The organism is Mesorhizobium tamadayense (genome assembly GCF_003863365.1).
In the GTDB taxonomy this organism is placed as follows: domain Bacteria; phylum Pseudomonadota; class Alphaproteobacteria; order Rhizobiales; family Rhizobiaceae; genus Mesorhizobium; species Mesorhizobium tamadayense.
This window is the reverse complement of sequence record NZ_RQXT01000043.1, coordinates 24,384-36,274: the sequence shown is the minus strand read 5'-3', so window position 1 is coordinate 36,274 and position 11,891 is coordinate 24,384. Positions and strand designations below refer to the sequence as shown.

10 protein-coding genes are annotated in these 11,891 nt (G+C 64.8%); 8 read left to right on the top strand and 2 right to left on the bottom strand.

The features are described from left to right. Positions 1–187: 187 nt before the first annotated feature. Positions 188–1,273 carry a citrate synthase/methylcitrate synthase gene (locus EH240_RS27325; RefSeq protein WP_125004438.1) on the bottom strand — a complete coding sequence of 362 codons (1,086 nt, stop codon included), beginning with the start codon at positions 1,271–1,273 and terminating at the stop codon, positions 188–190. 90 nt (positions 1,274–1,363) lie between these two features. On the opposite strand from EH240_RS27325, the gene EH240_RS27320 reads away from it, so the two are divergent. After that, on the top strand, positions 1,364–2,509 hold the full coding sequence (locus EH240_RS27320) for a citrate/2-methylcitrate synthase (RefSeq protein WP_125004488.1): 1,146 nt from the start codon (positions 1,364–1,366) through the stop codon (positions 2,507–2,509). Positions 2,510–2,755: 246 nt separating this feature from the next. Here EH240_RS27320 and phaR read toward each other — a convergent pair whose 3' ends face one another. Continuing rightward, the gene (gene phaR / locus EH240_RS27315; RefSeq protein ID WP_125004436.1) at positions 2,756–3,349 is read right to left on the bottom strand and encodes a polyhydroxyalkanoate synthesis repressor PhaR; all 594 of its coding nucleotides are present in this window, start codon (positions 3,347–3,349) and stop codon (positions 2,756–2,758) included. A 305-nt stretch (positions 3,350–3,654) separates the two neighbouring features. On the opposite strand from phaR, the gene EH240_RS27310 reads away from it, so the two are divergent. The 7 genes from EH240_RS27310 (at position 3,655) to EH240_RS27280 (ending at position 11,747) form a co-directional block, all read left to right on the top strand. Next, positions 3,655–4,842, top strand: a complete 1,188-nt coding sequence (locus EH240_RS27310) for an acetyl-CoA C-acetyltransferase (RefSeq protein ID WP_125004435.1) — start codon at positions 3,655–3,657, stop codon at positions 4,840–4,842. A 128-nt stretch (positions 4,843–4,970) separates the two neighbouring features. Further along, positions 4,971–5,696, top strand: coding sequence for an acetoacetyl-CoA reductase (gene phbB, locus EH240_RS27305; RefSeq protein WP_125004433.1), 726 nt, complete (start codon positions 4,971–4,973; stop codon positions 5,694–5,696). A gap of 302 nt (positions 5,697–5,998) precedes the next feature. Further along, entirely contained in the window at positions 5,999–6,310 is a 312-nt protein-coding gene (locus EH240_RS27300; protein ID WP_125004431.1) for a hypothetical protein, read from the top strand. Between the two features lie 113 nt (positions 6,311–6,423). Next, positions 6,424–9,795: a helicase-related protein gene (locus EH240_RS27295; RefSeq protein ID WP_125004429.1), complete on the top strand. Its 3,372-nt coding sequence runs from the start codon at positions 6,424–6,426 to the stop codon at positions 9,793–9,795. 15 nt (positions 9,796–9,810) lie between these two features. Next, positions 9,811–10,197 (top strand): RNA-binding S4 domain-containing protein, encoded by a 387-nt coding sequence (locus EH240_RS27290; RefSeq protein ID WP_125004427.1) that lies wholly within the window; start codon positions 9,811–9,813, stop codon positions 10,195–10,197. 251 nt (positions 10,198–10,448) lie between these two features. Then, positions 10,449–10,787, top strand: coding sequence for a ferredoxin FdxA (gene fdxA / locus EH240_RS27285; protein ID WP_125004425.1), 339 nt, complete (start codon positions 10,449–10,451; stop codon positions 10,785–10,787). A gap of 378 nt (positions 10,788–11,165) precedes the next feature. Next, positions 11,166–11,747, top strand: coding sequence for a CarD family transcriptional regulator (locus tag EH240_RS27280; protein ID WP_040974338.1), 582 nt, complete (start codon positions 11,166–11,168; stop codon positions 11,745–11,747). The last annotated feature ends 144 nt before the right edge of the window (positions 11,748–11,891 follow it).

Sequence of the window (11,891 nt, the reverse complement as noted above, 5' to 3'; positions counted from 1 at the left end):
TCGATGCGCCGGCCTGCCCCTACGTCATAGGGCGAAGCAGCTGCCAATCAGCTTATGTTGCAGTGCAGCATATAAGGGCGAACCAAGGCAAGAACACGAACACTGTCGCGTGATCTGTTGAATTTACGGTTATGAAAAACTCTCCGCCCGCCGAGCGGAGAGATTGCATCAGTGCCTTGTCGTAATGTCAGGCGACGAGATCGGGCACCGGCCCGACGTAACGCGACTGCGGCCGGATCAGGCGCCCGGTCGCCTGCTGCTCGCGTGCATGCGCGATCCAGCCGGCGACGCGGCCGGCGGCAAAGACGTTGGAGAACGCTTCCTTTGGGAAGCCGGCGGCCTCGAGCAGCAGCGCGGTATAGAATTCGACATTGGTCTGGATCGAGCGCTGCGGCTTGGCGGCCTTGAGCACATCGAGCGCCGCCTGCTCTACAGTTTCGGCAAAGCCCAGCCGGCTTCCGGTCACTTTACGAGAACCAAGTCGCCCCACGACCGCCTTCAGGACGTCGGCGCGCGGATCGCGCACGCGGTAGATGCGATGGCCGAAGCCCATGATGCGCTCGCCGCGGGCGATCTCGGCGCGCAGCCAGGCGGCGGCGTTGCCGCTGGCCTCGATCGCGTCGAGCATCTCGATCACCGGCCCAGGCGCGCCGCCATGCAGCGGACCTTTCAGCGCGCCGAGCCCGGCCAGGATCGCCGAGGTGAGCCCTGCATGCGTCGACGCCACAACGCGTGTCGCGAAGGTCGAGGCGTTGAGCCCGTGGTCGCAGACCGTCACCAGATAAGTGTCGAGCGCCTTGGCAAGCGCCGGCGATGAGGTGCCGGAGAGCATCCGCAGCATATCGGCGGCATGATCGGCGCGAGCGTCCGGCGCGATGGGCTTCTCGCCGCGCCCGAGCCGCAGCAGGGCCGGCGTCAGCACCGCCGGCGCCGCGACCAGCCTCAACGCGTCGGCGAGCCCGTCGCCATCCGGCAGCAAGGCCATGCCGGCGCGCATGGCGCTGTAGATATCGAGCGGCGCGAGTTGGGCAAGCATTGGCTGCAGCCGGTCGAAGACATCGGCTCGCGCATTGCCGATGGCTTTTTCCAGCTCGCTGTCGCCGGGAAGCTCGTCGAAAAAACCGTCGAACAACAAGCGGACCACCTGGCCGTAGCGCCAATGGCCGGCGAGTTCCGTCAATGAGTAGCCTCGGATGGTGAGATGTCCGCCCGCCCCATCGACATCGGAAAGCACCGTATCCGCCGCCACAACATCATCGAGCCCGTTTGCCATGACTTGTCTCCTTGACCTTTTGCGCAACGAAATTAATGCTGCGCAATCAATGCATCAATCTTGATCAACATAATCAATGTACGGCTGCAAATGACGGAATGGCTGACGCGGGAGGAAGCCCTGGCGCGGCTCAACGTCCGGCCGCAGACGCTCTATGCCTATGTCAGCCGCGGTCGCATCGGCATGCGGCCGGACGGGGCCGACCCGCGCCGCAGCCAGTATCGCGCCGACGACATTGCGGCGCTCGCCACCCGCCGGGCGCGCGGGCGCAGCCCCCAGGCGATCGCCGAAAGCGCCATTGCCTGGGGCGAGCCTGCGATCACCACCGCCATCTCGAAGGTGCTGCATGGCCGCCTCGTCTATCGCGCCAAGGATGCCGTGGCGCTTGCGGCGACGGCAACGCTGGAGGAGACGGCAGGTCTGCTTTGGGCATCCGGCACCCCGGTGTCCTTCGCCTCGCTGACCCCTTCGACCGTTCGGGAGAGCGGCACTCCAACAGCCTTCGCAAGACTATCGGCGCTTGCGGCGGCGGGCCGGCCCTCGCTCGGCCGCAGGCCGGCCATGCTGCAGCAGGACGGCGCCAGCGCCACAAGCGTCTTGGCGACATCCTTCGGCGCCAGCCCCGGGGCGGAGCCGGTGCATGAAAGGCTGGCGCGCGGCTGGTCGGTCGAAGCCGCCGGCGCCGATCTCATCCGCAGGGCGCTGGTGCTGATGGCCGATCATGAGCTCAACGCCTCGGCCTTCGCGGCCCGTGTCGCGGCATCGACCGGCTCGCCGATTGCGGCCTGCCTGCTTGCCGGCCTCGCCACCCTTACTGGCCCGCGCCATGGCGGCGCCGGCGCCGCGGTGATCGCGCTGGTCGAGGATGCCGAGCGGATGGGTCCGGACGAGGCGGTCGCGCGCTGGCTGGCCCACGACCGCCCCCTGCCCGCCTTCGGTCACCCGCTCTATCCCGAAGGCGATCCGCGGGCCGGGGCTCTGCTGCCCGACCTCGATATCGATGACGGACTCCTGCGTCTGCGCGACGCCGTCCTTGCCGCGACCGGCATGCATCCGAATGTCGATTTCGCGCTTGCCGCGCTGACGCTGAACCTGCGGCTGCCCGCCGATGCGCCCTTCCGCCTGTTCGCGCTCGGCCGCAGCGTCGGCTGGACGGCGCATGCCGTCGAGCAGGTGACGAGCAACAGGCCGATTAGGCCCCGCGCCCGTTATGACGGACCGGTCGGGATGGGATGATGGCTTCTAAGATTAGCCGGAACGCGTCTGAAGTCGTCAATCCTAGGGCGAAGCAAGGAGGGGAGCGACGCGCGCAGACCCTAGGATCCATGCCGTTCCATTAAGGCGTTGTTACCGTTCAGAATTCTGCGCCGGTGCGCCTTACGGCGTCGGTTACGGCATTGATCCTCGGGTCAAGCCCGAGGATGACGAAGGGATTGGCCTTTTCGGCTAATCTCAAACGTTTGCTAGCGCCACACAAGCCCGTCACGACATGGTGTCGAGCTTGCGCTGCATGGCGGCGATCTGCGCTTTGAGTTCCTGCAGGTCGTCGGATTTCTCGTCCTTCTTCGGCGGCTCGGCGGGCGCCGTGGAATTGGAGCCGGCCGGCGGGAACGGCGTGAACATGCGCATGGCGTTCTGGAACATCTCGACGTTCCGCCGCGTCTGCTCCTCCAGCGCCTTGATCGGCGTCTTCATCATGTCGATCGGCGTCTTGCCGAAGGCGCCTTTGAGCTGCTCGCGGAAGCGCTCCTGCTCCTTGGAGAAGGCGATCATCGACTGTTCGAGGAAGCTCGGCACGATCATCTGCATCTGGTCGCCGTAGAAGGCGATCAGCTGGCGCAGGAACGGGATCGGCAGCATGTTCTGCCCGTCCTTGTTCTCCAGCTCGAAGATGATCTGGGTCAGCACCGGATGCGTGATGTCATCGCCGGTCTTGGCGTCCTGCACCGTGAACTCCTCGCCCTTCTTGACCATGTCGGCCAGATCCTCGAGCGTCACATAGGTGCTGGTGCCGGTGTTGTAGAGCCGGCGGTTGGCATATTTCTTGATGACGATTGGGTCGTCTTTTGCGGCCATCCGTATCCTCCCCAGGATACCGGCGCGTTCAGAGTAAGCGGCCGGTAACGATTGCGCCATTTGTCGAGGATATGCGCAAAAGCCTCACAATTCCAAGTGGTTTGTGCAGTGCGGCATCATTTAATGCGGAATGGGCGGAGCAAATTGTGCTGCATGGCGACGGCTGCGCTGTCACGATAAGCGCCCGACCTGCTTGCCGCGCATGGCGGCCATGCCCATTTCCGGTTTGACTCAGGTGCTTGAACGGGCAAGAAAAGCCCTCAACGATAGCCGAAAACACGACACCTCGAAGTCTGGAGAAGAAAATGGCCGCTTCCAACTCAATCGTCGTCGCCAGCGCCGCCCGCACAGCGGTCGGCTCCTTCAATGGTAGTTTCGCCGCCACGCCGGCGCATGAACTCGGCGCCGTGGTCATCAAGGAATTGCTTGCGCGCGCCGGCGTCGAGGCGGGAGAGGTGGACGAAGTCATCCTCGGCCAGGTGCTGACCGCCGCTCAAGGCCAGAACCCGGCCCGCCAGGCTTCCATCAATGCCGGCCTGCCCAAGGAGACGACCGCCTGGGGCCTCAACCAGGTTTGCGGCTCGGGCTTACGGGCCATCGCGCTCGGCATGCAGCAGATCGCCACCGGCGACGCCAGGGTGATCGTCGCCGGTGGCCAGGAATCGATGTCGCTGTCGCCGCACGCCCAGCACCTGCGCGCCGGCGTCAAGATGGGCGACTACAAGATGATCGACACCATGATCAAGGATGGCCTGTGGGATGCCTTCAACGGCTACCACATGGGCAACACCGCCGAGAACGTCGCCCGGCAGTTCCAGATCACCCGCGACGACCAGGACGAGTTCGCGCTCGCCTCCCAGAACAAGGCCGAAGCGGCGCAGAAAGCCGGCAAGTTCAAGGACGAGATCGTCGCCGTCACCATCAAGGGCAGGAAGGGCGACACCATCGTCGACCAGGACGAGTATATCCGTCACGGCGCGACGCTGGATGCCATGACCAAGCTGAAGCCGGCTTTCGACAAGGACGGCACCGTCACCGCCGCCAATGCTTCAGGCCTCAATGACGGCGCCGCCGGCGCGCTGCTGATGACCGAGGCCGAGGCTGCCAGGCGCGGCATCACCCCGCTGGTCCGCATCGCCTCCTGGGCGACCGCCGGTGTCGATCCGGCGATCATGGGCACCGGCCCGATCCCGGCCTCGAAGAGGGCGCTGGAGAAGGCCGGCTGGTCGGTCAAGGATCTCGATCTCGTCGAGGCCAACGAGGCCTTCGCCGCGCAGGCCTGCGCCGTCAACAAGGGCATGGGCTGGGATCCCTCGATCGTCAACGTCAATGGCGGCGCCATCGCCATCGGCCATCCGATCGGCGCCTCCGGCGCCCGCGTTCTCAACACGCTGGTCTATGAGATGCGCCGCCGCGGCGCCAGGAAGGGGATTGCGACGCTTTGCATCGGCGGCGGCATGGGCGTGGCGATGTGCGTGGAAGCGTTGAACTGAGCGAATAGCGAATAGCGAATAGGGAGTAGCGAATAGGGAAGAATGGCGTTCGCGCGAGGGGACATTAGATTCCTACTCGCTACTCGCTACTCCCTACTCGCTCCTCCGACCAAAGGGAGGAGAACAGCATGACCAAAGTCGCAATCGTCACCGGTGGATCGCGCGGCATCGGCGCGGCGATATCGGTCGCCCTGAAGAAGGCCGGTTATTCGGTCGCCGCGAACTATGCCGGCAACGACGAAGCGGCCGCAAAATTCAAGGCCGAGACTAGCATTCCCGTCTACAAATGGTCGGTCGCCGACTATGACGCCTGCGCCGCCGGCATCAAGCAGGTCGAGGCCGATCTCGGCCCGGTCTCGGTGCTGGTCAACAATGCCGGCATCACCCGCGACGCCATGTTCCACAAGATGACCCGCGAGCAGTGGAAGGAGGTCGTCGACACCAACCTCTCCGGCGTCTTCAACATGACGCATCCGCTGTGGAGCGGCATGCGCGACCGCAAGTTCGGCCGCGTCATCACCATCTCCTCGATCAACGGCCAGAAGGGCCAGGCCGGCCAGGTCAACTACTCCGCCGCCAAGGCCGGCGACATCGGCTTCTCGAAGGCGCTAGCCCAGGAAGGCGCCCGCGCCGGCATCACTGTCAACGTCATCTGCCCCGGCTACATCGCCACCGAGATGGTCAAGGCGATCGACGAGAAGGTGCTCGCCGAGCGCATCATCCCGCAGATTCCGGTCGGCCGTCTCGGCGAGCCGGAAGAGGTGGCGCGCTGCGTCGTCTTCCTGGCGTCGGACGAGGCCGGCTTCATCACCGGCTCGACGATCAGCGCCAATGGCGGCCAATATTTCACCTGAGATCTTATTTCGCCTGAAGTCTGGCGACATCGATGGCAGGCGGTCCGGAGCAAACCGGGCCGCCTGTTTTTTCGTCTGCGTCTCTAAGCCGGCTGCATCGCGCCTGCCTCAATTCGGCACGCAAAGGTTAACGGTCTCCGCGCGCCTTGTGGGAAATCCGGTTCACAAGCTGTGAGTTATCGGTGCGCAAGCTGTGGACAACACCATATCTAGGGGTGAACAAACCGGGAAAACGCGTCGAGCGCTGATTCGTCGCCGATTCGTTCCGGCTTTGGCCGAAAAGTTAACGCCGAGAGCCGGAAATGCCGCCGAAAAGATTAACGGCGGTTAGGAAAGATCAACCATTTCATAATCTTGGCGGCTACGCTCGAGCAGGAGACGATCGTTCACCGGCAAAGGTTAACGGCGCCTCGGAGCTTGCCTGGCCAAGCATGAAACGGGCCAGTTCCCGGATTCAGCATGTGGTGAGACTCATCGTCAAAAAATCCACATATAGCCGTGAACAAAACCTGAATCAGAACGAGTCAGTGATTCGTCGCCGATTCGTTCCAGACTCGTTCCATCCGTTAATCGACGGCGGATTTGACCTTGCCTGTCGTCGCGCCATCTCTTGATGGGAACATTCCGCTTTCGCTTCGCGTCTGAAATCCTTATGTGTCGCCTGTCACACGCGGCGGCCCCGTCGCGTTCCCGACAACAAGCGGCAGAAAGCCTTATTTCCGAGCCGATGAACATCCAGCCGAAACACACCCAGCCGCTGATCCTTTCGGGCCGCGACGTGACGGCCGTGCTCGGCCCCACCAACACCGGCAAGACCCATCTCGCCATCGAGCGCATGGTGGCGCACGAAACCGGCGTCATCGGCCTGCCGCTGAGGCTGCTTGCCCGAGAGGTCTATACCCGCGTCTGCGAGAAGGTCGGCGCCCACAAGGTGGCGCTGGTCACCGGCGAAGAGAAGATCGTTCCGGCGAGCGCGAAATATTCTGTCTGCACCGTCGAGGCGATGCCGCACGAGACCGATGCGGCGTTTGTCGCCATCGACGAGGTGCAGCTTGCCGGCGACTTCGAACGCGGCCACATCTTCACCGACCGCATCCTGCATCTGCGCGGCCGCCAGGAGACGCTGCTTCTGGGCGCCGCCACCATGCACGGCATCCTGCAGCGCCTGCTGAAGGGCGTCTCGGTGGTGACGCGGCCGCGGCTGTCGCACCTTGCCTATGCCGGCTCGAAGAAGCTCACCCGCCTGCCGCGGCGCACGGCGATCGTCGCCTTCTCCGCCGACGAGGTCTATGCGATTGCCGAGCTGATCCGCCGCCAGCAGGGAGGTGCTGCCGTCGTTCTCGGCGCGCTCAGTCCCCGCACCCGCAACGCCCAGGTGGCGCTGTTCCAGTCGGGCGATGTCGACTATCTGGTCGCCACCGACGCCATCGGCATGGGGCTGAACCTCGACCTCGAGCACGTCGCCTTCGCCCAGAACCGCAAGTTCGACGGCTACCAGTACCGCAACCTGACCGCAGCCGAGCTCGGCCAGATCGCCGGCCGTGCCGGCCGCCACCTGCGTGACGGCACGTTCGGTGTGACAGGCCAGGTCGATCCGTTCGACGAGGATCTGGTCAAGAAGATCGAGGGGCACGATTTCGACCCCGTGAAGGTGCTGCAGTGGCGCACCGCCGATTTCGATTTCACCAGCCTGGACGCGTTGAAGCGTTCGATCGAGACCAACGCGCCGGTCGAAGGGCTGACCCGGGCCTTGCCGGCGGTCGATGCCCAGGCGCTGGAACACCTGTCGCGCGACGCGGACATCAGGGCGCTCGCCACCGGCAGGGAGCGCGTGGCGCTGCTTTGGGAAGCCTGCGCGCTGCCCGACTACCGCAAGATCGCGCCGGCTCAGCATGCCGACCTTATCGCCTCGATCTACATGGACCTTGCACGCCATGGCCATGTCGATGGGAATTACATGGCCGAGCAGGTGCGGCGGGCCGACACGACGGACGGCGATATCGACACGCTGTCGCACCGGATCGCCCAGATCCGCACCTGGACCTTCGTCTCCAATCGGCCGGGCTGGCTGGCCGATCAGCTACACTGGCAGGAAAAGACGCGCGAAATCGAAGACAGATTGTCGGATGCGCTGCATGAGCGGTTGACGAAACGCTTCGTAGACCGCAGGACTTCCGTCCTCATGCGGCGCCTTAGAGAAAATACTATGCCTGAAGCCGAAATCAGCCCAACCGGAACCGTCCTCGTCGAAGGCCATCACGTCGGCGAGCTGCAGGGGTTCCGCTTCACCGCCGACCAGAGCGCCGGCGGCGAGGACGCCAAGGCGGTGCGCACCGCTGCCCAGAAGGCGCTCAGCACGGAGTTCGAGGCGCGTGCCGAGCGCTTCGCCGCCTGCGCCAACGGCGATCTGGCATTGGGCTCGGACGGCATATTGCGCTGGATCGGCGCGCCGATCGGCACGCTGGTTGCCGGCGACGAAGCGCTGAAGCCGCGCCTTGTGCTGCTTGCCGACGAGCAGCTCACCGGGCCCGCCCGCGACAAGGTCGCGGCGCGCGCCGAGCGTTTCGTCAATTTCCAGATCGAATCGCTGCTGAAGCCGCTGGTCGATTTGAAGAATGCCGAGCAGCTGGCCGGCATCGCCCGCGGCATCGCCTTCCAGCTCGTCGAGCATTTCGGCCTCATCAACCGCCGCGACATCGCCGACGAAATGAAGTCGCTCGACCAGGAAGGCCGCGCCGCGCTGCGCCGGCTGGGCGTGCGCTTCGGCGCCTACCACGTCTTCGTGCCGGCGCTGATCAAGCCGGCGCCGGCCGGGCTGGTCACGCTCCTCTGGGCGCTGCAGAACGACGGCAAGGACAAGCCCGGCTTCGGCGACGTGGTGCATGCGCTGGCGTCGGGCCGCACCTCGGTGGTCATCGACCCGGCCTTCGACAAGACCTTCTACAAGCTCGCCGGCTACCGCAATCTCGGTCGTCGCGCCGTGCGCGTCGACATCCTGGAACGGCTGGCCGACTTCATCCGTCCGGCGACCAACTGGAAGCCCGGCCTCGGCCAGCGCCCCGACGGCGCCTATGACGGCCACGCCTTCATGGTGACGCCGCCGATGATGTCGATCCTCGGCGCCACCGCCGACGACATGGAAGAGATCCTCAAAGGCCTGGGCTATCGCTCCGAGCCGAAGCCGACCGCCGAGGTGAAGGCCAAGCTCGACGCGCTGGACAATGCCGCCCGCGAAGCCGCCGCCGCGAAGCTCGCTGCGGAAGAGGCCGCGCGCGCTGCGCAGGCGGCCGAGGTGCCGGCAGCTGAAGCTGCCGCCGAAGCGTCTGCCGAGAGCTCGGAGACCGTAGCCGAAGCGCGTGAGGCGGCGGACGCTACGGCCGAAAACGCGATCGAACCCGCTGCCGGCGAGGCTGCGGAGCCTGCCACCGAGGCGGAAGCTGCCTCCACGACGCAAGGAATCGCCGAAGCGCCCACCTCCCCCTCGATGGGGGAGGTCGCGGCGCGAAGCGACGCGGGTGACGGCGCCGACGATGCAGGTAATGCTAACAGCGCCGACGCGTCCCCCGCCCCGGCGCTGCGCGCCGACTCTCCCCACGAGGGGGAGGGTAACGCTGGCGAACCGCCCGCCGAGCAGGAAGAGCCGAAGCCGATCCTTTTGTGGCGGCAGGCCCGTTTCGACCATCAGCGCCCGCGCCACCGCCACCATGACAACCGCCGCGACAATCGTCCCCGCAACGGCCAGGTGGCACCCGAAGGCCAGGCAGTCGCCGAGGGCAGCCAGGCCGGCGATCGGCCCGCCCATGAAGGCCGCCGCGACCAGCGCGACGGCGCCGGCAAGCCGCGCTTCGATCGCTCGAAGTTCAAGCCGAGACCGGAACGCGAAGGCGGCGAACGCCGTGAAGGCAGGCCGCAGGGCGAGCGCCCCGACCGCCGCGAGGGCCGCCCGGACTGGAAAGGCAACAGGCAGGACGGCAAGGGCAACGCCTCCGCCGACAAGCCGGCCTTCCAGGGCAAGCCGCGCGAGGAGCGCCCGCAGCGCTTCGACCCGGATTCGCCCTTCGCCAAGCTCGCCGCCTTGCGCGACCAGCTGAAGAAGTAGCCTCGGCCGGTTGCGATGGTTGGAGAAGGGCGCCAGCGCATCGACAAATGGCTGTTCTTCTCGCGCGCGGTGAAATCGCGGTCGCTGGCGGCAAAACTCGTGGTTGCCGGACGCGTCCGCATCAATCGCGACAAAGCAGCGCAGGCCTCCGATCTGGTCAAGGCCGGCGACGTTCTGACCATCACGCTCGAGCGGCGCATCCTGGTCTGGAAGGTGCTTGGGGCAGGAACCCGGCGCGGCCCGGCCGAAGAGGCGCGCACGCTCTATGAGGACATGTCGCCGCCGCCGGCACCGAGGGGCGAGACGGTTCCCGACGCCATTCCGGCGCTGCGCGAGACCGGCAGTGGCCGCCCGACCAAGCGCGAGCGCCGGCAAACCGATCGGCTGCTCGGCGACGACTGAACAGGTCCAACGGGACCTCAGGCGGCAAAGGGCTGGAATTCCATTTCCCGACGCCGGCCATGGCCGCAAGCCCCGCCCTTGCATGCGGCGGGCAAAGGCGTTACCTCACCTGAAAAGGCTGCCGCATCGGCGCGAAAATCGGACTCGCTTTTCGGAAAGCACGATGCGCAGATTCAACGTGTTAGAGCGTACTTTGTGCGTCCGAAAGGACGCACGTCGCTCTAATAAATCGGGACGTCCCGGAGCCTGCGATGACCTATGTCGTGACCGACAATTGCATAAAATGCAAATACATGGACTGCATCGAGGTCTGTCCAGTCGACTGCTTCTACGAAGGCGAGAACATGCTCGTCATCCATCCCGACGAGTGCATCGACTGCGGCGTCTGCGAGCCGGAATGCCCGGCCGACGCGATCAAGCCGGATACCGAGCCGGGCCTCGACAAATGGTTGCAGGTCAACTCCGAATACGCCGAGAAATGGCCCAACATCACCGCCAAGAAAGAGCCGCCGGCGGACGCCAAGACCTTCGACGGTGAGGCTGGAAAGTTCGAGAAATATTTCTCGCCCGAACCCGGCGAAGGCGATTGATGCAAGGGCCGACCTCGTCGACATGACGCTGGGTAACGCGACCGATACAACAACTGTCTTGACAGGCAGCGATGGCATGCGGCGTTAGCGAACGCAGCAAAACCTTGATTCTTCCGACTTTTTGTGTTACACGAACTAAACATGCCGGTGACACAACGTCGATTTATGGCGCTAACGCCCCAAATCACTGAAAGGTGAGCTTTTCAAATCCGGGACCAGAGTGATCTGGGGCAGGCGGGTCGCATTCGTGCGATTTGCCGGTCCCGGCTTATCCCGGTGGGTTCACTTGTTTGTGCGGCTAAAGGTCGGCTTCTGCCGATCGCACGAGTTCAGCCGGCGCCGCCATGCCGGCGCTACAACTAAGGAGTTCAGGGCGTAATGGCAACGATCACCCCGCAGAAGAAGTCCACCGCGGCCCGTCACGGGTTCAAGACCGGTGAGTTCATCGTCTATCCGGCGCATGGCGTCGGCCAGATCGTGGCCATCGACGAGCAGGAAGTTGCCGGTCACAAGCTGGAGCTGTTCGTCATCGACTTTCAGAAGGACAAGATGCGTCTGAAGGTGCCGGTCGCCAAGGCGACCTCGATCGGCATGCGCAAGCTGTCGGAAGAGGACTATGTTGACCGCGCGCTGAAGGTCGTGCAGGGCCGCGCCCGCATCAAGCGCACCATGTGGTCGCGTCGCGCGCAGGAATATGACGCCAAGATCAATTCCGGCGACCTGATCTCGATCTCGGAAGTCGTGCGCGACCTCTACCGCGCCGACAACCAGCCGGAGCAGTCCTATTCCGAGCGCCAGCTCTATGAAGCCGCGCTCGACCGCATGGCCCGCGAGATCGCCGCCGTCAACCGCATGTCGGAGACCGAGGCGGTGCGTCTTATCGAGGTCAACCTCAACAAGGGCCCGAAGCGTGGCGCCAAGGCCGACAACGAGGAAGCCGAGCAGGAAGAAGCTGCCTGAGCTTTTCCCGCTAACGAATTCAGGAAAACCCGGCCTTGCGCCGGGTTTTTTCGTTTCTAATGCATGCCGCGCAAAAGTGTGCAGCGGTTTTGCGAAAACGACATGCATAAAAAACAAAGACCTAAAGCGCGTCGCCTGAAACCG